At 65.7% G+C, this 21,108-nt stretch carries 18 protein-coding genes; 5 read left to right on the top strand and 13 right to left on the bottom strand.

Going from position 1 to position 21,108, the window contains the following annotated elements; genetic code table 11:
- Positions 1 to 55 precede the first annotated feature (55 nt).
- A complete protein-coding gene (locus ABD791_RS08420) occupies positions 56 to 748 on the top strand; it encodes a Maf family protein (protein ID WP_345064790.1) in 693 nt (230 codons plus the stop codon).
- Positions 749 to 1,173: 425 nt separating this feature from the next.
- Positions 1,174 to 2,952, top strand: coding sequence for an acetyl/propionyl/methylcrotonyl-CoA carboxylase subunit alpha (locus ABD791_RS08425; RefSeq protein WP_345064792.1), 1,779 nt, complete (start codon positions 1,174 to 1,176; stop codon positions 2,950 to 2,952).
- 100 nt (positions 2,953 to 3,052) lie between these two features.
- Here ABD791_RS08425 and ABD791_RS08430 read toward each other — a convergent pair whose 3' ends face one another.
- Positions 3,053 to 3,757 carry a hypothetical protein gene (locus ABD791_RS08430; RefSeq protein ID WP_345064795.1) on the bottom strand — a complete coding sequence of 235 codons (705 nt, stop codon included), beginning with the start codon at positions 3,755 to 3,757 and terminating at the stop codon, positions 3,053 to 3,055.
- A gap of 155 nt (positions 3,758 to 3,912) precedes the next feature.
- Positions 3,913 to 5,349: an NAD(P)H-quinone dehydrogenase gene (locus ABD791_RS08435; protein WP_345064798.1), complete on the bottom strand. Its 1,437-nt coding sequence runs from the start codon at positions 5,347 to 5,349 to the stop codon at positions 3,913 to 3,915.
- Between the two features lie 173 nt (positions 5,350 to 5,522).
- On the opposite strand from ABD791_RS08435, the gene ABD791_RS08440 reads away from it, so the two are divergent.
- Both ABD791_RS08440 and ABD791_RS08445 read left to right on the top strand, forming a co-directional pair.
- The gene (locus tag ABD791_RS08440) at positions 5,523 to 6,356 is read left to right on the top strand and encodes a purine-nucleoside phosphorylase (protein WP_345064801.1); all 834 of its coding nucleotides are present in this window, start codon (positions 5,523 to 5,525) and stop codon (positions 6,354 to 6,356) included.
- A complete protein-coding gene (locus ABD791_RS08445; protein ID WP_345064804.1) occupies positions 6,353 to 8,341 on the top strand; it encodes a phospho-sugar mutase in 1,989 nt (662 codons plus the stop codon). The genes ABD791_RS08440 and ABD791_RS08445 overlap by 4 nt, the downstream gene beginning before the upstream one ends.
- Before the next feature lie 119 nt (positions 8,342 to 8,460).
- On the opposite strand, the gene ABD791_RS08450 is transcribed toward ABD791_RS08445, so the two are convergent.
- The 6 genes from ABD791_RS08450 to ABD791_RS08475 form a co-directional block, all read right to left on the bottom strand.
- The gene (locus ABD791_RS08450; protein ID WP_345064807.1) at positions 8,461 to 8,733 is read right to left on the bottom strand and encodes a PTS sugar transporter subunit IIB; all 273 of its coding nucleotides are present in this window, start codon (positions 8,731 to 8,733) and stop codon (positions 8,461 to 8,463) included.
- On the bottom strand, positions 8,730 to 9,188 hold the full coding sequence (locus ABD791_RS08455) for a PTS sugar transporter subunit IIA (RefSeq protein WP_345064809.1): 459 nt from the start codon (positions 9,186 to 9,188) through the stop codon (positions 8,730 to 8,732). Before ABD791_RS08455 ends, ABD791_RS08450 begins: the two co-directional genes overlap by 4 nt.
- A gap of 72 nt (positions 9,189 to 9,260) precedes the next feature.
- Positions 9,261 to 10,382, bottom strand: a complete 1,122-nt coding sequence (locus tag ABD791_RS08460; RefSeq protein WP_345064812.1) for an adenosine deaminase — start codon at positions 10,380 to 10,382, stop codon at positions 9,261 to 9,263.
- 330 nt (positions 10,383 to 10,712) lie between these two features.
- Positions 10,713 to 11,531: a hypothetical protein gene (locus ABD791_RS08465; protein WP_345064815.1), complete on the bottom strand. Its 819-nt coding sequence runs from the start codon at positions 11,529 to 11,531 to the stop codon at positions 10,713 to 10,715.
- 274 nt (positions 11,532 to 11,805) lie between these two features.
- The gene (locus ABD791_RS08470; RefSeq protein WP_345064818.1) at positions 11,806 to 12,789 is read right to left on the bottom strand and encodes an IclR family transcriptional regulator; all 984 of its coding nucleotides are present in this window, start codon (positions 12,787 to 12,789) and stop codon (positions 11,806 to 11,808) included.
- Entirely contained in the window at positions 12,789 to 14,009 is a 1,221-nt protein-coding gene (locus tag ABD791_RS08475; RefSeq protein ID WP_345064820.1) for an adenosylhomocysteinase, read from the bottom strand. Before ABD791_RS08475 ends, ABD791_RS08470 begins: the two co-directional genes overlap by 1 nt.
- A 49-nt stretch (positions 14,010 to 14,058) precedes the next feature.
- On the opposite strand from ABD791_RS08475, the gene uriH reads away from it, so the two are divergent.
- The gene (gene uriH / locus ABD791_RS08480) at positions 14,059 to 15,006 is read left to right on the top strand and encodes a uridine-preferring nucleoside hydrolase UriH (RefSeq protein ID WP_345064822.1); all 948 of its coding nucleotides are present in this window, start codon (positions 14,059 to 14,061) and stop codon (positions 15,004 to 15,006) included.
- 243 nt (positions 15,007 to 15,249) lie between these two features.
- Here the strand turns inward: uriH and ABD791_RS08485 are convergent, their stop codons facing one another.
- From ABD791_RS08485 to ABD791_RS08505, 5 genes are read right to left on the bottom strand one after another with little or no spacing between them, the layout of a single operon-like run.
- Complete coding sequence (locus ABD791_RS08485) at positions 15,250 to 16,563, bottom strand: thymidine phosphorylase (RefSeq protein WP_345064825.1); 1,314 nt, start codon at positions 16,561 to 16,563, stop codon at positions 15,250 to 15,252.
- Positions 16,560 to 16,994 carry a cytidine deaminase gene (locus ABD791_RS08490; protein ID WP_345064828.1) on the bottom strand — a complete coding sequence of 145 codons (435 nt, stop codon included), beginning with the start codon at positions 16,992 to 16,994 and terminating at the stop codon, positions 16,560 to 16,562. The genes ABD791_RS08485 and ABD791_RS08490 overlap by 4 nt, the downstream gene beginning before the upstream one ends.
- The gene (locus tag ABD791_RS08495; protein ID WP_345064831.1) at positions 16,991 to 18,277 is read right to left on the bottom strand and encodes an ABC transporter permease; all 1,287 of its coding nucleotides are present in this window, start codon (positions 18,275 to 18,277) and stop codon (positions 16,991 to 16,993) included. Before ABD791_RS08495 ends, ABD791_RS08490 begins: the two co-directional genes overlap by 4 nt.
- Positions 18,277 to 19,584 (bottom strand): ABC transporter permease, encoded by a 1,308-nt coding sequence (locus ABD791_RS08500; protein ID WP_345064834.1) that lies wholly within the window; start codon positions 19,582 to 19,584, stop codon positions 18,277 to 18,279. The genes ABD791_RS08495 and ABD791_RS08500 overlap by 1 nt, the downstream gene beginning before the upstream one ends.
- Positions 19,581 to 21,101: an ABC transporter ATP-binding protein gene (locus tag ABD791_RS08505; protein ID WP_345064836.1), complete on the bottom strand. Its 1,521-nt coding sequence runs from the start codon at positions 21,099 to 21,101 to the stop codon at positions 19,581 to 19,583. The genes ABD791_RS08500 and ABD791_RS08505 overlap by 4 nt, the downstream gene beginning before the upstream one ends.
- Positions 21,102 to 21,108: the final 7 nt, after the last annotated feature.

Raw genomic sequence — 21,108 nt, forward strand, 5'->3', positions numbered from 1 at the left:
CTCGAGCATCCCACACTGCCTGGGTACCTGCATCACCCGCCCTCCGAAGGAAACCATGCGTCTGTACCTCGCCTCCACGTCACCTGCGCGTTTGATGTTGCTCCGCTCCGCCGGAATCGAACCCATCACCCTGGCGCCTGAGGTCGATGAGACGGCAGTGGCGGATGCCGCGGCTGCTGCCGCCGGGGTGCAGCTCGCGCCACACGAGGTGGTTCAGTTGCTCGCCCAGGCGAAAGCCGAGGCGGTTGTCGACATGTTGCTCGGGGGCGCCGGCCCTGCCGATGGCGCTGAGAAGGGCACCAGTGACGGCACCGTGCCGGCTCAGGGCCTCGTGCTCGGCGGCGACTCAGTCTTCGTGCTCGACGGAGTGATCTACGGCAAGCCGCACACGGCAGAGAAGGCTGCGGAACGCTGGCGCCTGCAGCGCGGCCGCACTGGTCAGTTGTATTCAGGTCACTGGTTGATCGAGCTCGTCGACGGCGTGGCGCTTCGGGCCCACGGCGCGGTGGCCGTGGCCCAGGTCACGTTTGCCGACGACATCACCGATTCAGAGCTCGACGCGTACATCGCCACCGGGGAGCCGCTCTACGTCGCCGGCGCCTTCACCATCGACAGTCTTGGCGCGCCATTCATCACCAGCATCGCCGGCGACCCGTCGACCGTCGTCGGGCTGTCATTGCCGACCCTGCGCCGGCTCGTGCGCGAGCTCGGCCACGAGTGGCCGAGTCTCTGGAACCGCGCGGCCTGACTTCGCCGATCGATACCGGTGGTCGAGCTCGTCGAGACTCCCGCCGGCCAATCCGCAGACCCGGCCGACGCCTGGAGGCCGGCTCACGGGGTCTCGACAGACTCGACGGACTCGACAGACTCGAGCAACGGATGATCGACCAACGGATGTCGACAATGTTCAGCTGTGAGGGCCCGCAGCCTCCCGGGAGCGCTGCGCGCGCTCAGAGCTGAACAGTATCGACACACGGCCCCGACACCGGCCACACTCACGCCCGTCGGCGGCACACTGCGACACCCGTGGTCGAGATGAGCACTGCCGCGGCCAGGCCACGGGTTTGATCGCCCCCTTCGGCGACGCTTTGTAGGCATCCGCAGTGGCTGCGGCCGTTATTTTGTCGGACTGAACCAAAGGGCACGCCCCCACGCGCCCTAAGCTAGATCATTGTGTCTCGCATAACGAAGGTCCTCATCGCCAACCGGGGCGAGATCGCCGTCCGGGTCATCCGGGCAGCCAAAGACAGCGGCATTCTCTCGGTCGCGGTCTACGCCGACCAGGATCGCGATGCCCTGCACGCGCGTCTCGCTGACGAGGCTTATGGGCTCGACGGCACGACAAGCGCCGAGACCTATCTTGTGATCGACAAGATTCTCTCGATCGCCCGCCGCTCCGGTGCCGACGCCGTACACCCCGGCTACGGCTTCCTCGCCGAGAACGCCGACTTCGCTCGCGCCGTGATCGACGCCGGCCTGATCTGGATCGGCCCCTCCCCCGAGGCGATCGAGCAGCTCGGCGACAAGGTTTCGGCCCGGCACGTCGCCCAGAAGGTGGGCGCACCCTTGGCCCCCGGCACGCTCAACCCGGTGGCGAATGCCGCTGAGGTTCTCGACTTCGTCGACCTGCACGGCCTCCCGGTCGCCATCAAGGCAGCATTCGGCGGCGGCGGACGCGGCCTCAAGGTGGCCCGCACCCGCGACGAGGTTGCCGAGCTCTTCGACTCGGCTACCCGCGAGGCAATCACCGCGTTCGGTCGTGGCGAGTGCTTCGTCGAGAAGTACCTCGATTCCCCGCGTCACGTCGAAACCCAGTGCCTGGCAGACGCGCACGGCAATGTCGTCGTCGTCTCAACGCGCGACTGCTCGCTGCAGCGCCGCCACCAGAAGCTTGTCGAAGAGGCACCGGCCCCCTTCCTCACCCCCGAACAGACTGAGCTGCTCTACACCGCGTCGAAGGCCATCCTCCGCGAGGTCAACTATGTGGGCGCCGGCACCTGCGAATTCTTGATCGGTCAAGACGGAACCGTGTCGTTCCTCGAGGTGAACACCCGCCTGCAGGTTGAGCACCCGGTCTCCGAAGAAATCACCGGTATCGACCTCGTGCGCGAGCAGTTCCGCCTCGCCGCCGGCGGAGTTCTCGACTACGACGACCCCGTGGCCACCGGTCACTCCTTTGAATTCCGCATCAACGGTGAGGACGCCGGTCGCGGCTTCTTTCCCGCCCCCGGCCCCGTTCACGTCTTCAAGCCCGCCGGCGGCCCCGGCGTGCGCGTTGACACGGGCGTGCAGTCTGGCGATGTGATCTCCGGATCGTTCGACTCCCTGTTGGCCAAGCTGATCGTCACCGGGGCGACCCGCGAGGAGGCTCTGGAGCGTTCGCGCCGTGCCCTCGACGAGTTCGAGATTGCCGGGCTTCCGACGGTTCTCCCGTTCCACCGCAAGATCGTGCGCGACCCGGCGTTTGCCCCGACCGACGGGCAGCCGTTCTCGGTGTATACCCGCTGGATCGAGACCGAGTTCGAGAACGACATCGAGCCGTGGAGCGGAACGCTTGACGACCTCGCCGGACCGGAAAAACGACACAGTGTCGTTGTCGAGGTTGAAGGCCGACGCATCGAAGTGACGATGCCGACCCGTCTGCTGCCGGGGGCAGCATCCGCATCGACGGCCGGACCTGCGCCGCGTCGTCGCGGAGGAAACCACTCGGTCAACACCGCGACCGGCGATGCGGTGAAGGCTCCCATGCAGGCCACGGTCGTGAAGCTGCTCGTTTCAGAGGGTGACACTGTCGTCAAGGGCGACCTGCTTCTCGTGCTCGAGGCGATGAAGATGGAACAGCCGCTGACGGCGCACAAGGATGGAATCGTCGGCGCCGTGGCCGCCGAGGTCGGCGCCACCGTGTCGTCGGGGCACCTGCTGTTGACCGTCGTCGACACGGTCGCCGCGTAGCTCAGGCCGCGCAACTCACGTCTGCACAACGCCGAAGGGGCGGTGCCAGGAAGAATCTTCCTCGCACCGCCCCTTCGTTTCTCTGCGCGGCCGCGACGAACTAGACGTGACCGATGCCGAAGTTCCACGGTGCGAAGATCACGGTCGACCCCGTGAAATCTTGACCGGTGACGGAGTGTGCATTTGCATAGGTATCGAACTGGCGCGGCCCGATGTCGGGGCCACGCTCGGCCTGGATCTGGTTGTACCCACCGGCGGTGAAGGGTTCGTCCATCCATTCGGCGAGCTCGGCCAGGTCGCCGCCGGGCTGGAAGCCCTGGATCGTCGCGACGGAGACGCTCTGGCCGACGCTCGGCGAATCGAAAATGACGGAGAGATTCATGTCCCGCTCACCATTCGCCTCGTGGTCGTCATTCACCTGGACGCCCGCCCAGTCATACTGCGTCCACGGAGATGACTCCATCCCGCCGGCGAACTCAGTGACGGTCGGCTCGCCACCCAGGATGTCGTTCAATGCAGCGACGAAATCGGCAGCTTCGGCATCGTAAGAGAGGGCGCGAATCGTGGCACCGGACGTGTCATTCAGATCGAGGTTTTCCGGACGCACGATGATGGCGGTCACGGCGGCCAGGGGGTTAACCGGCTCGGCCGACGGTGTCGCACTCGGCTTCGCCCGCGGCGGGGTCGTCGCCGAGCCTGGGGCGGAAGCATCGGGGACGCTTCCGTCCGGGGTCGGCGCCGACGTGCAGCCAGCGAGTAGGGTTGCCAGTAAGACGGCGCCGACCAGGGGTCGTAGGTATCGCATTGTTGGTTCCTCCGCCTGTATTTTGGCGGAGATTGTGTTCACACCCGGTCAGGCGGGTGTGTCGCGGTGTCGTGTCGTGGCACCTCGCGCGTATTTGGACCGGTGACGGAACTGCTGCGAGTTGCTCCTGCTTGAGTCGCTACCGCTTCGAAACGCTACTGAACGATGTGCATGGCGCGGGCGGCATCCGTGATGGAGCTGGTCAGCGACGGGTACACCGGGAATGCGCGCGCGACCTCATCGACGGTGAGCCGGTGCTCGACCGCGAGGGCGAGAGGAAAGATCAGTTCGCTGGCCTTGGGTGCGACGATCACGCCGCCGATCACCGCACCGCTACCGACGCTGGCGAAGAGCTTGACGAAGCCGTCCTTGATGCCCATCATCTTGGCGCGCGGGTTCGACGAGAGCGGCAGCTTGTAGATCTCGCCGCGAACCAGTCCCTCTTCGATCTGCTTCTGGGTCCAGCCGACGGTGGCGATCTCGGGCTGAGTGAAAATATTCGCTGCGACGTTGCGCACCTCGATCGGGCTAACGGCGTCTCCCATCGCGTGGAAGACCGCGGTGCGACCCGACATCGAGGCGACGGATGCCAGCGGCAGCCCGGTCGTGCAGTCACCGGCCGCGTAGATGTTCGGCACAGAGGTGCGCGCGACCCGGTTGACCCGGATGTGTCCGGACTCGTTGACCTGCACGCCGGCCTCTTCGAGACCGATTCCCACTGTGTTCGGAACCGAGCCGACGGCCATCAGACAGTGGCTCCCCTCGACGGTGCGCCCGTCGGAGAGCGTCGCCAGCACGCCGGTGGCAGTGCGCACCACAGATTCGGCGCGCGACTTCGACAGCACCACCATGCCGTTGCGGGTGAACACGTCTTCAATCACCGACGCGGCATCCGCGTCTTCACCGGGCAGAACCTGGTCGCGGCTTGAGATCAAAGTGACCTTGGAGCCCAGGGCGCGGTAGGCGGAGGCGAACTCGGCGCCGGTCACGCCGGAACCGACAACGATCAAGTGCTCGGGAACTGCCTTGAGGTTGTAGAGCTGCGTCCAGGTCAGGATGCGTTCGCCATCGGGCAAGGCCGACGGCAGGATGCGCGGGCTCGCGCCGACAGACACGACGATCGTGTCGGCCTCGATGCGATCGAAATCGGTGCCGGAATCGCCGGGTGCAGTGGAGACGATGACGCCGTTGGGGCCGTCGAGGCGGCCCTGCCCCTGCACCAGACGCACGCCGGCTCGGATCAGGATGGCCTTCATATCTTCGGACTGCTGCCGGGCGAGTCCGAGAAGACGCTTGTTGACGGCGGCCAGGTTGATGGCGACCTCTGGGCGAGCCGGCTTGCCGGTGGTGCCACGCACGAAGAACTGCACACCGAGGTCGGTGGCCTCGCGAATCGAGTTTGACGCCTCTGCGGTGGCGATGAGCGACTTCGACGGCACGACGTCGGTGATCACAGCGGATCCGCCGACACCGACGCGTTCGACGAGCGTGACGTCGGCTCCCTGCTGGGCGCCGGCAAGCGCCGCTTCGAAACCGCCTGGCCCTCCACCGAGTACTACTATGCGTTGCTTGCGTTCAAACTCGTTGGCCATGGCTCTATTCTCCCGCCCCAACACCGTCAGCGCGAAACCGGCGTTCCGTACGATTCAGATCCCATTCGACGGAGATTTTCGCCTCACCTGACCTGAGCCGCCGTTCCCTGCGCAATCGAGCAAATATTGCGGCGATATCTCCGTCGAATGGGGCAGCCAATTAGAGTGGTGGGATGCTGAATTCCGAGACAAATCCGCTAGACGCTCCCGACGCTGATCCGTTTGAGATCGCCCGGACCGCTGCTGCCGAAATCGCCGCTCTCACCGGCGTCGCCCAGCACGACGTTGCCCTCACTTTGGGTAGCGGATGGGGCAAGGCCGCCGACCTGATCGGCGAGACCACCCACACCATCCCCGCCCAGGAGATCACCGGTTTCAGCGCTCCGGCGCTGGAAGGACACGTCGGAACCCTGCGCTCTGTGCTGCTGCCGAGCGGCAAGCGCGCGCTCGTCATCGGAGCCCGCACCCACTACTACGAAGGCCACGGTGTGCGCAGAGTCGTGCACAGCGTGCGCACCGCAGCGGCGGCCGGCGTGAAGACGATGGTGCTCACCAATGGCGCCGGGGGCATCAAGGAGAGCTGGAAGCCCGGAACCCCCGTGCTGATCAGCGACCACATCAACCTCACCTCAGACTCCCCCCTCGAAGGCGCGACGTTCGTCGATCTCACCGACCTCTACTCCTCGCGGCTGCGCGACCTCGCGCGCACGATCGAGCCAACCCTCGACGACGGCGTGTACTGCCAGTTCCGCGGACCGCAGTATGAGACGCCGGCCGAAGTGCAGATGGCGAAGTCGTTCGGTGGCCACATCGTGGGCATGTCGACGGCGCTCGAGGCGATTGCCGCCCGCCAGGCGGGCATGGAGATCCTCGGAATGTCGCTGATCACCAACTTGGCCGCCGGCATTCAGAAGACGCCGCTCAGCCATACAGAGGTCATCGAGGCCGGGCGGAACGCCGAGACGGTGATCAGCGCTCTCCTCGCCCGCATCGTGGCGGCACTGTGAGCGGGATCGGCGACGACAGCCGCCCGCGAGGTCGTCACGCTGCCGGCCCCGACGATCTGAACGCGACCCGGATGATGCCGATCGCGGCTCCGACGGCGGGCGGTGCGGGCACTGGGTCCGGCGAGCCTTCCTCCCGACCGGAACAGTCACACCCGGCGGAAGCCGCTGGCCACGATGTCGTCGAACCCAACGGCGCCGACCGAGCCGACGGAACGGATGCGACACCGACCGCCGCCATCCCGACCACAGCGACCGCTGCCATCCCGACTGCGGTAGCTGCCACCACCGACCCCGCACTCCTCGCCGCGGTGCAGGCCTGGCTGGCCCAGGATCCCGACCCCGAGACGCGCGCTGAGCTGCGCTCACTGCTGGCGCTGGCGACGGGCGGGGATGCCGCGGCTGCAGCCGATCTGCGCTCCCGCTTCGACGGCCGGCTCGCGTTCGGAACTGCGGGACTCCGCGGCGAGATCGCGGCCGGCCCCAATCGGATGAACCGGGTGCTCGTCGCCCAGGCTGCTGCCGGGCTCGCGGCCTACCTGCACGCGGCGGCCCGGCCGGGCGTCACCCCGTCGATCGTGATCGGCTATGACGGCCGCAAGAACTCACAGGTCTTCGCCACCGACACGGCCGAGCTGATGAGCGGAGCCGGCGTGCGCGCCATCCTGCTGCCGCGGTTGTTGCCGACCCCCGTGCTCGCCTTTGCGGTGCGCCACCTCGGCACCAGCGCCGGAGTGATGGTCACGGCTTCGCACAACCCGCCGAACGACAACGGCTACAAGGTCTATCTCGGCGATGAGAACGATGGGTCGCAGATCGTGTCGCCCGCCGACGCGGCGATCGCCGCGGCGATTCTCGAGGTGTCGGCCGAAAAGCTCGTTCCCGAGCTGCCCCGTGCGCCCTATGAGACGGCGTCGGAGGCGGTCGTGCAGGCCTACATCGCGGCCACCGCGAGTCTGGCTCCGCGCCCGCGCGCGCAGGTCAACACGGTCTACACAGCCCTGCATGGTGTGGGCTGGGACACCACCCGTCGCGTCTTCGAAGCCGCTGGCTTCGTGCTGCCGACCCTCGTCGATGCGCAGATCGCCCCCGATGCGCGGTTCCCGACCGTTGCCTTCCCGAACCCCGAAGAGCCCGGCGCCATGGACTTGGCCTACGAGACCGCGCGCGAGGTCAGCGCGGAGCTCATCATCGCCAACGATCCGGATGCCGACCGTCTCGCGATCGCCATCCCCGATGCGACGCGTGCGGAGGGTTATCGCCGGTTGAGCGGCAACGAGGTCGGGGCGATCCTCGGTTGGCGTGCCGCCGAGCACGCAGCCCGCGCAGCACAGGCCGCCCCCGGCAGCCCGGCGCCGACCGGCACCCTGGCCTGCTCGATCGTCTCGTCGCCGGCGCTGGCCGCCGTCGCAGAGGACTACGGCCTGAGATTTGCCGACACCCTCACCGGGTTCAAATGGGTGTCTCGCGCTCCCGGGCTGATCTACGGATTCGAGGAAGCCCTCGGCTACCTGGTCAACCCCGATTCGGTGCGCGACAAAGACGGCATCTCCGCCGCCCTCGCCTTGCTCTCGCTGGTCAGCGAACTCAAGGCCGACGGCCTGACGCTGGCAGACCACCTCGATCAATTCAGTGCCAGGTTCGGGCATTTCGCCTCGGGTCAGATCTCGGTGCGGGTGACCGATCTGTCCGACATCGACCGGGTCATGACGCGGCTTCGGCAAAACCCGCCGATCGCGGTCGGCGGCATCCTGGTCGAACGCATTGAAGATCTGCGCGATGGCTTTGCCGGCCTGCCGCCGAGCGACGTGTTGCGGATCAAGCTCATCGACGGTTCACGCGTGATGGTGCGGCCGAGCGGTACCGAGCCCAAGCTCAAGGTCTACCTCGACACGCACAGTACCGACGGCACGGTTGCCGAGCGCAAGCGTGAGGCGGAGTCGGCGCTTGCCGTGCTGGATGCCGGCATGCGCGAACTGATCGGCTGACGCGCGCCGCGCACTTACTCGCGAAACGGCAGTTGTCGGTGCCTCCCCTGACGTGAGGCTCCGACAACTGCTGACTCGCGCACGCAACCGCTGGCCTGGTCTCACGAACCAGGGCGAGCTCAGCCCAGCGCGATCTCCAGCTTCGCGGTGAGCTCTTCGAGGTCGAAGTAGTTGTTGATCACGACGACGTCGGCGTTGGTCTTGCCGATCGCGTCGACGAGTTCTGACGAGGTGAGGATGACCTGGGCGTCTGCGGCGACATCCTGCACATGCTTGATGTCGGTGGCCGTGACCTCCGCGTCGATGTCGAGCCGCCCCAGCACACGCTCCGCGTTCACCTTGAGAATCGCGGAGGTGCCGATGCCGGCTCCGCAGAGTGCAACGACCTTCATGCCTGCTCCTCGTCGGTCACGCCGAGCAGCAGGCGAATCTCTTCGGCCGATGCGGCGGCGGCGATCGCCGGAATGACCGCGGGATCATTGAAGATGTTCGCCAGCTCGGCGACGAACTGCACGTGCTCGTCTGGGCTTGTCACGCTGAGCCCGACGATGACGCTGACGGGGTCGTTGTGCGGATGCCCGAACGCCACGGGTTCGGCGAGGGTCACGACGCAGAGACCCTCGCGCAGCACATCGGGACCGGGGCGCGCGTGAGCGAGTGCCAGGCCCGGCGCAATGACGATGTACGCGCCGAACTCGTCGATGACCCCGATCATGCGTTCGGTGTAGTCAGGTGTCGTGGCGCCGGAGCGCGCCAAAGCGTCACCCGCCGCGGTGATCGCAGCGCGCCAATCTGTGGCATGCACGCCGATCGCGATAGCGGGAAGCGGCAGGGACGGCAGTGGCATATGAGCTTTCGTGGTTGGCGTTGGTGACGCGAGGGTGAAGGGGGCTGGAGCGGGTTCGAACGGCCAGGAGGGTCAGGCGTTCGCGAAGCCGGCGATGATGGCATCCGTCAGTTCTTCGCGGTCGTCCAACGGCAGGAAGGCCGCCGCCGCCGCGTTGAGCTGGAACACCTCGAGGTCGTCGACGTCGTAGCTGAAGGCGTCGCTGAGCAGAGCGAGCTCCTTGGTCAGGGTCGTGTTGCTCATCAGGCGGTTGTCGGTGTTGACCGTGACCCGGAAGCCGAGCTGGTAGAGCAGATCGAACGGGTGGTCGAGCAGGTCGTCGCCCCAGGCGGCGATCGCACCGGTCTGCAGGTTGGACGAGGGGCTCAGCTCAAGGGTGATCTCGCGGTCGCGCACCCATTGGGCGATCGGGCCGAGGGTGACGAAAGTGCTCGCGTCATCTTCGCGCTGGATCGTCACGTCTTCGGCGATCCGCACGCCGTGACCGAGACGCAGGGCGCGTCCGTCGAAGAGCGCGCCGCGGATGCTGTCGAGCCCGTCTGCCTCGCCGGCATGCACCGTGACGGGCAGAAACTCCTGCGCCAGGTAATCGAACGCGGCCCGTTGGTTGCGTGCCGGGAATCCGAGCTCTGCACCGGCGATGTCGAAGCCGACGACACCGTTGTTGCGGTGTCGCACGGCGAGTTCAGCGATCTCGAGGCCTCGGTCGGCGTGACGCATCGCGGTGAGGAGCTGACCGATCTTGATGCGCGAGCCGTTCTGGGCAACGCTCTCGATGCCGGCGTCGACGCCTTCCTGCACGGCCTCGACGACCTGGTCGAGGCTGAGACCGCGGCCGAGGTGCTGCTCGGGTGCCCAGCGGATTTCACCGTAGATGACGCCGTCGGCGGCGAGATCTTCGATGAAGTCGCGGGCGACGCGCACGAGCCCCTCGTGGGTCTGCATGACAGCGGTAGTGATGTCGAAGGTCTTGAGGTATTCGACGAGGGAGCCGGAGTTTGCCCGGTCGGCGAACCAGGCTCCGAGTGATGCGGCATCCGTTGCCGGCAGCTCAAAGCCGATCGAGTCGGCGAGTTCGATGATGGTCGACGGGCGCAAACCACCGTCAAGGTGGTCGTGCAGTGCGATTTTCGGCAACGCGTTGATGCTGATGGCGCCACCGGGCAGCAGGTATTCCTGTGGGGTCGTGTTCACTCGTCTAATCTACCGGCGCAGCGCCCCTTGAGTCTCGCTGTTTCGTGAAGCGTCGGCGGGCGGTGGTGTGCACGTGTGTGCGCGGCCCTTCCACCCCTTTGTTCTCCCCGAGAGTTCCACGCCGGTACTTTTCCTCGCGAGTTGTCACAGACGGCCCCTTGAACACGATCCAAGGGGCCATCTGTGACAACTCACGGGGCCAGATGGCACCGACGGGCGCGGCGGATGGCGACGCACGACGGGCGCGGCGGATGGCGACGCACGACGGGCGCGGCGGATGGCGACGCACGGCGGGCGAGGCGGATGGCGACGGAGAACTCGCCTCGGCTATCAGGAACGCTCGCCGCGCCAGCCACGCGACCGAAGTGCACGCTCCACGTTGGCCAGCACCGTCGCATCCGACATGCCCTTGAGCACGCGAACGTTGATCCAGCCTGCTTCGGCGATGTCGGCGAGGCGCTCGACATCACGCTGATACTGCGCTTCATCGGTACGGTGCTGTTGGCCGTCATATTCGACGAGAACCTTGTATTGCGGGTACATGAGGTCGCCCCTAGCCGGCTTGCGCCCGGGAAGCAAGGGGATGGGACGGTTGGTCTCGGGCTCCGGAAAACCGGCACGAATGAGGAGCAAGCGAAGCCTGGTTTCGCGAGGCGACTCGACGCGGGGGCGCACCAGTTCAAACGCCGCGCGAAGCTTCTTGGCGTGGCGATGTCCGGCGTAGGCACGCACGGCAGATGCGAGCTGGTCGGCCGTCGCGAGCGGCGTCGGGAGTCCGATCACCCGGTCACCGGCCGCGACCATTTCGTCGAGTCCCAGCATCGGGGCGAGCTGACACCATGTTTGCGCCGGCCCGAAAACTGCCAATCCGTCGATCAGCACCACGTCAGGCAGGCTGTCACTGGTATGACCGACAATGCCAACCGCCCGTGGCGTCCGCACCGGCTTGACCACAGTCACGTGAAGCGCCGCACTCTCGCTCATTCTCCTGGGCAGCGGGATGCCGTGCAGTTGTGCTGCCGTGACGTGGCTGAACACCGGAGCCGACGGCATCCGCGCAGCCCACGCCTCACAGCGGTCGATGAGAGACTCCGCGCCCGCCTGAGCTCGAACGCCGTAGAACGGGCTCGCCAAGTCGCTGGAGCGCATACGCTTCCGGCTCACCCCACGGTCGCGGGCCTCGCGGGGTGTGAACGGCCCCCAGACGAGTATGGGCGGGAGCGGTGTGCGCCGATGCATCCGCCTAGAGTGCCACGATGCCGAAACATCCGGTCGAATCTGTCCACACCCCGTGATTTTCTCTCGCGAGTTGTCAGAGATGGCCCCTTGAACGCGATCCAAGGGGCTATCTGTGACAACTCGCGGCACCCCGTGCGCGAGGGAACGCGAGAAAACGAGAACGCGAGAAGGCGAGAACGCTCGGCTACGGCTGGAGGGCCGCCGCATCGCCCCTCATCAGCAGCGAGAGCGACTTCGCGGTCTCACCGAGCAGACGACTCACCGTCTGCGCATCGTGCTCGCTGTAACTCGTGGTGACGCAGGGCACGGTGAGGGCTCCGATCGCGTGGTTGTCACGCCCGAAGACCGGGTACACGAGGTCGAGGATGCCGGCCTGCTGCGCGTCGACCTCCTCCAGGAATCCGTGCCGCTTGGCCACACTCATCCGCGTCTCCAGAGTCGCGACACCGGCGTCGCCGAGCCCCCGGGAGCGCAGCTCGGTCAGGGTGTACTCACGGATGTCGTCTGGCGCGAACGCGAGAAGCACCGCACCGCTCGTGGTGGCCGCGATCTCAAACGCCGCCCCGACCCGCACCCGAAAGCCGAAGTCGCCCGGGCTCTCGGCCTGCGCGACGACACGCACACTGGCGCCGTCGAGGATCGACAGGTTGCACGACTGCACTGCATCGCTGGCCAGCCGCTGCATCGGGCCGAGCGCACGCTGCACGAATCCGCGCAGCGGCGGGTGCAATTGCGCCAGCTCGAACATGCGCGTCGACAGCAGATAGAGCCCGGACGGTCGATCGCGCAAGATGAATCCGCGCCGCTCGAGGGCCTGCAAAACCCGAAAGATCTCTCCGACGCTGCGCCCGATCTCCTCGGCGATCTGCGCCTGGGTGAGGCCATCGGAGCGCGCCGCCAACAGCTCGAGCACGTCGAGGGCTTTGTCGAGCGCCGGAACCGCGTAGCTGGTAGCCGTGGCCGCACTTGTGCCCGCCGCTGCGGTCGTGGGCGTGCTCGTGGCCGCGCTCGTGGCCGTGCTCGTGGCCGTGCTTGTGGCCGTGCGCGTGCGCGTGCCCGTCGCCGTGCCCACGCTCGTGCCCGTCGCCGTGCCCACGCTCGAGCCTGTCGCCGTGCCCACGTCCATGCCCGTCGCTGCGCCCGCGACCGGCGCCGTTGCCGCAGCCATCAGCGCTTCGCGTCGAGCGCCGCGACAAAGCGGGTGGCGATCGTGCGCTCGATGTCGACCGGCACCGGCTGGACACCCGGCACGAGAGTCTCCGGCGCTGTTACCACCCGTTCGAGCGACAGCACCTGCAGCAGAAAACCGAGATCCATCGATTCGAGCGAGTTGCCCTTCGGCGCGGCACCGGCCAAATTGACCATGCGTCCCTCGGCGAGCAGCACCACGTGACGGCCGTTGGCACGATCGATGCGCTGGATGGCGTCCGCGACCTGAGTGACCGATTCGGCACCGGCCAGCAGCCCCGGCACGTCGATTTCGCCCGCGAAGTGGCCGCTGTTCGCCAGCACGACGCCGTCTCGGAAGAGATCGAAGGTGTCACCGGCGATCACTCCCGGCTGACCGGTCGCGGTGATCACGACATCCGCCCACTCGGCCAGATCGGAGATCGCGCCGACCCGGTACCCGTCGAGCGCCGCCTCGAAGGCCTTCATCACATCGACCTCGACGATGGCGACCTGACCGCCGAGTGCGCGCAGGTACTGGGCGATCCCCCGCCCGCACCAGCCGTAGCCGGCGACGACGAAGTGGCGGCCCGGCACCATCAAATTGGTGAGGCGCATGAAGCTCTCCACGACCGATTGGCCGACCGCGTGCCGATTCTCGCCGATCGCCTTGAGCAGGCTGTCGTTGATCACGATCACCGGAAAGGGGATCGCTCCGGACATCTCACCGCGCAGGCGCAGACCGCCCGACGTTGTCTCCTCGGTTCCGCCGGTCACGGATGCGGTGCGCCCGGCGGCCACGAGACCGGCGGCGAGGTCACCGCCATTGTCGAGCAGGATGTCGGGTTCGGCATCGAGCACGGCCTGCACATTGCGGTGGTGCTCGTCGAAGCTGTCGTCACGGGCGCCGAACACCGTCATACCGCCGTCACGCAGCACCGCCACGATGTCGTCTTGGGTCGAGCCGTGGTTTCCCGTCGCCACGACCTCAGCCCCGCCCGCCTGCAGGGTTTCGAGCAGCACGGCAGTTTTGGGTTCCAGGTGTAATGACATGCCGATGCGGCGTCCCGCGAACGGACGCGTCGACTCGAATTCGGCGCGGGCCTCCGCGAGCAGCGGCATTCGGGAGCGAATCCACTCGATGCGCGCGCGACCAGTCGCGAGGGTGTCGGCGTCCGGGTCAGTGCGAACAGAGGCATCCGTCAGAGTCTTGTCAGTCATGCACAAAGTTTTGCACACATGAACGTGACTTTCATATATGTTGGACAACATGGTGACGAAGATTATTCTCGACTGCGACCCCGGCCACGACGATGCGATTGCGCTGCTGCTCGCGCACGGCAATCCCGACATTGAACTCGTCGCGGTGACGACGGTGGTCGGCAACCAGACTCTGGAGAAGGTCACCCGCAACGCCCTCTCTGTCGCTCGCGTGGCCGGGATCACCGGGGTTCCGTTCGCGGCCGGCTGCCCACGCCCGCTGGTGCGGCAGATTGAGCTCGCCCCATCGATTCACGGCGAGAGCGGCCTCGACGGTCCCGTCTTGCCAGAGCCCACCATTGAGTTGGACGGCCGTCACGCCGTCGACCTGATCATCGACACGATCATGGCGCACGAACCAGGTGAGATCACCCTGGTGCCCACCGGCGGGTTGACGAACATCGCGATGGCCGCCCGTAAAGAGCCGCGCATCGTCGACCGTGTCAAAGAGGTCGTGTTGATGGGTGGCGGCTTCAACGTGGGCAACTGGTCGGCAACGGCCGAGTTCAACATCGTGATCGACCCCGAAGCCGCACACATCGTCTTCAACGAGAAGTGGCCGCTCACGATGATCGGTCTCGACCTCACCCACCAGGCGTTGGCCACCCCCGATGTCGCCGAGCGCATCGCCGCCGTCGGCACCGGCCCTGCCCGGTTCGTCGGCGAGCTTCTCGAGTTTTTCGGTGAGACCTACAAGGATGCCCAGGGCTTCGACTTCCCGCCCGTTCACGATCCGTGCGCTGTCGCGTTCGTGATCGACCCGACTGTGATGACCGTGCGCAAGGCCCCGCTCGACGTCGAACTCACCGGAACCCTGACGCTGGGCATGACCGTCGCCGACTTCCGCTCCCCCGCGCCCGCCGACTGCACCACGCAGGTCGCCATCGACCTCGATCACGAGAAGTTCTGGGCACTAATCGTCGATGCCTTGGAACGCATCGGCGATCCAGCCGAGTAGTCGCGCGCGCTCGTCACCATCTCGTTGGTCGAGGAGCGAGCGCCAGCGAGTGTCTCGAGACCTCGCGAGCCGATGTCCGAACTCAACCCGAGTTCAAGGATTGGCTCGCGAGATCTCGAGATGCGGCCTCCTTCGTCGGCTGCTCCTCGATCAACGAAGTGGTCATTTGCCTCATAGACGCGGCCTCCCGCGTCGGCTGCTCCTCGATCAACGGGTTGGCCGAGCCCGTCATGGTTTGTGCGGCTAGGAGATACGCTCCGCGATCAGCGGACCACCGGTGAGAATGGGATCCCCCTGGTCACCGATCCGCCAGGCGCCCTCGACAGCTTCGAGCGCGCGGGCGAACCGTTCTGGCTCGTCGGCGCTCAGGGTGAACAGCGGAGTTCCGGCGCGAACAGTGTCGCCCGGCTTCGCGTGCAAATCGATTCCGGCCGCGTGCTGCACCGGGTCCTGCTTCCGTGCGCGACCGGCGCCGAGGCGCCAGGCGCCGATCCCGAAGGGCAGCGCCTGCTGTTCGACGAGAACGCCGTCGCGATCGGCGAGAACCGTGTGGGTCTCTTTCGCGACCGGCAGCGGCGCATCCGGATCTCCGCCCTGAGCCCGGATCACGTCGCGCCACTTGTCCATGGCGCGGCCGTCTTTCAAGGCTGCAGCGACGTCGACATCGACGATTCCGACCACGGCGAGCATCTCGGTGGCCAGCGCGACGGTCAGTTCAACCACGTCGGCGGGGCCGCCTCCGGCGAGCACCTCCACCGACTCCCGCACCTCGTTGGCGTTGCCGATGGCGAAACCAAGCGGAACGTTCATGTTGGTGAGCAGCGCCGTAGTGGCAACGCCGGCATCCCTGCCGAGCTCAACCATCGTGCGGGCGAGCTCCCGCGACTTCTCGATGTCTTTCAAGAAGGCGCCGGAGCCGAACTTCACATCGAGCACGAGCGCGCCGGTTCCCTCGGCGATCTTCTTCGACATGATGGAGGATGCGATCAGCGGAATCGCTTCGACGGTTCCGGTGATGTCGCGCAGCGAATAGAGCTTGCCGTCGGCGGGCGCCAACCCGCTGCCGGCTGCACAGACGACACCTCCATGGTCACGCAGCTGTGCGAACATCTCGTCATTGGTGAGATTCGCGCGCCAGCCGGGGATCGACTCGAGCTTGTCGAGCGTGCCGCCGGTGTGGCCGAGGCCCCGGCCGGACAGCTGCGGAACCGCGGCGCCGAACACCGCGACAAGCGGCATCAACGGCAGGGTGATCTTGTCGCCGACCCCGCCGGTCGAATGTTTGTCGGTCGTCGGCTTGCCGAGACCCGCGAAGCTCATCCGCTCGCCACTGTTGATCATTGCCATCGTAAGATCGCGGATCTCGGTGCGGCTCATCCCGTTCAAGAAGATGGCCATCGCGAGGGCAGCCATCTGCTCGTCGCCGACGTAGCCGCGGGTGAACGCATCGATCAGCCAGTCGATCTGGGCGGTGCTGAGCTCGCCGCGATCGCGCTTGGTGTGGATCAGATCGACGGCATCGAATGCTTCGATGCCGTGCCCTCCGTCGCCACTCACGGCGTCTCTCCGGCATACTCGAGCAGCTGGCGGGGACCGAACGCGTCGGGCAACACCTCGTCGATCGTCTTCACACCCGACACCGTCTTCAGCAGCATTCCCGGCGCCGAGTGCTCATAGAGCAGCTGGCGGCAGCGTCCGCACGGCATCAACACGTTGCCATTGCCGTCGACGCAGGCGAACGCGATGAGGCGTCCGCCACCGGTCAGGTGCAGAGTCGACACCAAAGCGCACTCGGCACAGAGGGTGAGCCCGTACGAGGCGTTCTCGACGTTGCATCCGGTGATCAGACGACCGTCGTCGACGAACGCCGCGACTCCCACCGGAAAGTGCGAGTAGGGAACGTACGCCTTCGTCATCGCGTCGAGGGCTGCGACGTGCAGTGCCTCCCAGTCGACCTGGTCGGCGACCGGCGTCGATGACTCGGTCATTTGATGTACGGCTTTCCGCTCGCAGCGGGGCCCCGCGACTTTCCGACGAATCCGGCCACGGCGAGAATCGTCACAATGTAGGGCAGCATCAGCATGAACTCGCTCGGAACCGGCGAACCGATGATCCCGAGCACGCTCTGCAGGTTCGTCGCGAACCCGAACAGGAGGGCAGCCAGGGTTGCCTTGATCGGGTCCCACTGGCCGAAGATAACCGCCGCGAGGGCGATGAATCCGGCACCGGCTGTCATCTCTTTGTTGAACGAGCCGACGGAGCCGAGGGTGAAGTAGGCGCCACCGAGGCCGGCGACGGCGCCGGCTAGCGAGACGTTCCAGAACCGGGTCAGCCCGACCTTGATGCCGACGGTGTCCGCCGCCTGCGGGTGCTCGCCGACCGCGCGCACTCGAAGGCCCCACCGGGTGCGGTACAGCCCGAACCAGACAGCGGCGATCGCCACGTACATGATGTAGATGATGATCGTCTGCTGAAACAGCAGCGGTCCGATGATCGGGATCTCGCTGAGCACCGGGATGGGAAGTCGATCGAAGCGCGGCGGCGAGTTGAGCAGTTCAGGGTTCGCGGTCATCACCGTGGAGTACAGGAAGTTGGTGAGCCCGAGCACAAGAACGTTCAGCACGACACCGACGATGATCTGGTCGACGAGGTATTTGATCGCGAACGCGGCGAGGATGAACGACACGAGCATTCCGGCGACCATCGCTCCGAGAAGGCCGAGGAACGGCGACCGGGTGATCGATGCGATCATCGCTGAGACGAAGGCTCCGGCGAGCATCTGCCCCTCGATCGCGATGTTCACGACACCGGATCGCTCCGAAATCACACCGCCGAGCGCACCGAAGATCAGTGGAGCGCTCAACGCGACGGTGCCAAGCAGCAAACCGTAGACCGGGATCGACGACCCGGCGCCGGCCCAGGTGAGAAAGTTCACCAGGAAGAGGAAGCCGAAGAGGGCGACCAGCCAGAGCGAGACTTTGTGCCCCGAGCGCACTCGCAGCGCAGCGAGCACGGTCAATGCGGCCATCAGCACCGTGATGATGACACAGGTCGCCACTGTCGGGAACGAAATGACCGGGAGCTGAATCAGATTCGCTTCGGCCGTCAACCGAAACTGGCTCACGCCAGGACGGGAGAAGACAACGAACAAGATGAGGGACAGCAGAGTGATGATTCCGAATGAGACCGGAGCCTTCCAGCTTCTGATCACCGTCGTCTCAAGCACGATCTTGCTGGCTCCCTGTTCAGGAGTGTGCGTCAGGGTAGTCATCACAGACCCTCAACTTTCAGCCGGGTGGGCATGGACTTCTTGAAGACCCCGGGGGTGGGCAACCGGAACAGCGCGCGAACCAGCGGCGGCGCTGCGATGAAGAGAACGATCATTGACTGCACGACCAGCACGATGTCAATGGGGATGCCCTGCGCGGCCTGCATCGAGAATGCGCCCGCTTTCAGCGCTCCGAACAGGATGCCCGCCCAGAAGATGCCCCAGGGCTTGGACCGCCCGAGCAACGCGACAGTGATGGCATCGAACCCGATGCCGGCGTCGATCCCCGAGCTGAAGCCGGTGGTCACGGTACCGAGGATCTGTGAAACTCCGGCGAGGCCGACGAGGGCACCTGAGATCACCATTACCCAGATGAAGACGCTGCCGACATTGATACCCGCCACCCGGGCGGCACTCGGATTCACTCCCACAGCGCGGAACTTGAAGCCGAGACTCGAGCGCGCGAGGATCCACCAGACGACGATGGTCGCAATGATCGCAAAGATGAAGCCGAGGTTCAAGGCGTATTGGTCTCCCAGAAGCTTCGGGAAGACTGCGGTTTCCTTCATCCCCGGCGACTTCGGGTTGTTCGAGCCCGGAGCCTGCAACGCGCCAGGGGTGCGGAGCAGATAGGAGATCAGATAGAACGCCACATAGTTGAGCATGATGGTCGTGATGACCTCGTGGGCGCCGGTACGGGCCTTGAGCAGACCGACCAGGCCGCCCCAGAGCGCTCCACCGACCATGCCGCCGATAATGGCGACGATCATGTGGATGCCGTAGGGCAGATCGAACGAGAAACCGATCCAGCCCGAGATGCCAATGGCGATCAGCATCTGGCCGCGTCCACCGATGTTGAACATGCCGGCGCGGAAACCGAGACCGATTCCGAGACCGGCGATGATCAGCGGGGTGGCAAAGTTCAGCGTCTGCATGATCGGCTTGATCGCATCGGCGAACTCCGGGCGACGGAAGTTGTAAATCGCGCCCTGGAACAGTGAGGAGTATGCGCCGGCTACTGATTGCCAGACCGCGTTCAAGAGGTCGCCGGGACGGGAGAAGAAGTATCCGGCCGTCGCCTGCACGTTCGGGTCGGTGACCGCGATCAGCAACGCACCGACCAGCATGGCCAGCACGATCGACAGGAACGAGATCATGATGGATCCGCCCATGATCTCGTTCATTGCCACCTGAAAACGGGTCGGCGGTTCGACCTTCTGGCCTGTCGCCACCGATCGGGTGTCAGTCACAGGGGCCGGTGGAGTTGGCCCACCCGGCTGACCCGTCGCGGGAATCTGGGGGTCGCTCATGCTGCTTCTCCTGCTTCGGGTGCGGCTTCTCCGGCCATCATCAATCCGAGGGTGTCTCTCGAGGTAGTGCCGGGCACGATGCCCACGATTCCTCCGCGGTACATGACGGCGATTCGATCGGCCAGGGCCGTCACTTCATCGAGTTCGGTCGAGACGACGATGACGGGAACTCCGGCGTCTCGCGCAGCGACGATCTGGCTGTGCACGAACTCGATCGATCCCACGTCAAGACCGCGGGTCGGCTGAGCGGCGACGAAGAGTTGCAGGTCCCGGCTGAGTTCCCGAGCGAGCACCACCTTCTGCTGGTTACCGCCCGACAGCTTGCTCACCGCTGTGGTGATGCCCTGGGCCCGAACGTCATATTCACCGAGTTTCTCCTGAGCGAACTCGTTGAGGTAGCGCAGCTGAAGGTTTCCGGCTTTGACGAATGGCGCACCGTTCGACCGGTCGAGCATCAGGTTCTCGGCAATCGTGAAGTCTCCGACCAGACCGTCTTCGTTGCGGTCCTCCGGAACGAATCCGACTCCGGATTCGAGCACCTTGTTGACGCTCAACTTGGTCAGACTCTTTCCGTTCAAGGAGATGTCGCCGGTGACACGGTCTTGCAGACCCATGATCGCCTCGGTGAGCTCGGTCTGCCCGTTGCCCTGCACTCCGGCGATGGCGAGGATCTCGCCCGCCTTGACATCGAAACTGACCCGGTTGACGACGAGTTGCCCGTGCGGGTCGATGACCGACAGATCGGTGACGACAAGCGCAGAGGCACCCGGCTTCGCGGGTGCTTTGTCGATGACGAGGTCGACCGCGCGGCCGACCATCAACGAGGCGAGTTCTTCATTCGTGGCGGTCGGTGAGGCCTCGCCAACGACCTTGCCCAGACGGATGACGGTGATCCGGTCGGCGACTTCACGCACCTCGCGCAGTTTGTGCGTGATGAAGACGATGGCGGTGCCCGCGGCCTTGAGCTGCTTCATGATCAGCATGAGCTCGTCGGTTTCCTGCGGAGTCAGCACGGCAGTCGGCTCGTCGAAGACGAGCACCTTCGCGTTGTGAGACAAGGCTTTGATGATCTCGACGCGTTGCTGAACGCCCACAGGGAGGTCTTCGATGAGTGCATCGGGATCGAGATCGAAACCGAACTGGTCAGACAGTTCGCGCACGCGCTTTCGCGTCGACGCCATGTTCAGTCGACCACCGAACGTGGTCTCCTCGTGTCCGAGCATCACGTTCTCGGCGACGGTGAACACGGGGATGAGCATGAAGTGCTGATGCACCATGCCGATGCCCGCGGCCATCGCATCGCCAGGGCCAGCGAAGTGCTGCACGACATCGTCGAGCAGGATTTCACCGTCATCGGCCTGATACAGGCCGTAGAGCACGTTCATCAGCGTGGACTTGCCTGCGCCGTTCTCGCCGAGGAGGCAATGGATCTCACCCGGCTCCACGGTGAGGTCGATGTGGTCGTTGGCAACAAGCGAACCGAATCGCTTCGTAATGCCGCGAAGTTCAAGCTTCATGGTCAGT

Origin of the sequence: Glaciibacter kafniensis (genome assembly GCF_039538945.1) — a bacterium.
Taxonomy (GTDB): domain Bacteria; phylum Actinomycetota; class Actinomycetes; order Actinomycetales; family Microbacteriaceae; genus Cryobacterium; species Cryobacterium kafniensis.

What these genes read in the sequence shown, in the direction of transcription:
- ABD791_RS08420 (WP_345064790.1), top strand. Translation starts at nt 56, where the DNA reads ATGCGTCTGTACCTCGCCTCCACGTCACCTGCGCGTTTGATGTTGCTC.
- ABD791_RS08430 (WP_345064795.1), bottom strand. Translation starts at nt 3,757, where the DNA reads ATGCGATACCTACGACCCCTGGTCGGCGCCGTCTTACTGGCAACCCTA.
- ABD791_RS08435 (WP_345064798.1), bottom strand. Translation starts at nt 5,349, where the DNA reads ATGGCCAACGAGTTTGAACGCAAGCAACGCATAGTAGTACTCGGTGGA.
- ABD791_RS08440 (WP_345064801.1), top strand. Translation starts at nt 5,523, where the DNA reads ATGCTGAATTCCGAGACAAATCCGCTAGACGCTCCCGACGCTGATCCG.
- ABD791_RS08450 (WP_345064807.1), bottom strand. Translation starts at nt 8,733, where the DNA reads ATGAAGGTCGTTGCACTCTGCGGAGCCGGCATCGGCACCTCCGCGATT.
- ABD791_RS08455 (WP_345064809.1), bottom strand. Translation starts at nt 9,188, where the DNA reads ATGCCACTGCCGTCCCTGCCGCTTCCCGCTATCGCGATCGGCGTGCAT.
- ABD791_RS08465 (WP_345064815.1), bottom strand. Translation starts at nt 11,531, where the DNA reads ATGCGCTCCAGCGACTTGGCGAGCCCGTTCTACGGCGTTCGAGCTCAG.
- ABD791_RS08470 (WP_345064818.1), bottom strand. Translation starts at nt 12,789, where the DNA reads ATGGCTGCGGCAACGGCGCCGGTCGCGGGCGCAGCGACGGGCATGGAC.
- ABD791_RS08475 (WP_345064820.1), bottom strand. Translation starts at nt 14,009, where the DNA reads ATGACTGACAAGACTCTGACGGATGCCTCTGTTCGCACTGACCCGGAC.
- uriH (WP_345064822.1), top strand. Translation starts at nt 14,059, where the DNA reads ATGGTGACGAAGATTATTCTCGACTGCGACCCCGGCCACGACGATGCG.
- ABD791_RS08490 (WP_345064828.1), bottom strand. Translation starts at nt 16,994, where the DNA reads ATGACCGAGTCATCGACGCCGGTCGCCGACCAGGTCGACTGGGAGGCA.
- ABD791_RS08495 (WP_345064831.1), bottom strand. Translation starts at nt 18,277, where the DNA reads ATGACTACCCTGACGCACACTCCTGAACAGGGAGCCAGCAAGATCGTG.
- ABD791_RS08500 (WP_345064834.1), bottom strand. Translation starts at nt 19,584, where the DNA reads ATGAGCGACCCCCAGATTCCCGCGACGGGTCAGCCGGGTGGGCCAACT.
- ABD791_RS08505 (WP_345064836.1), bottom strand. Translation starts at nt 21,101, where the DNA reads ATGAAGCTTGAACTTCGCGGCATTACGAAGCGATTCGGTTCGCTTGTT.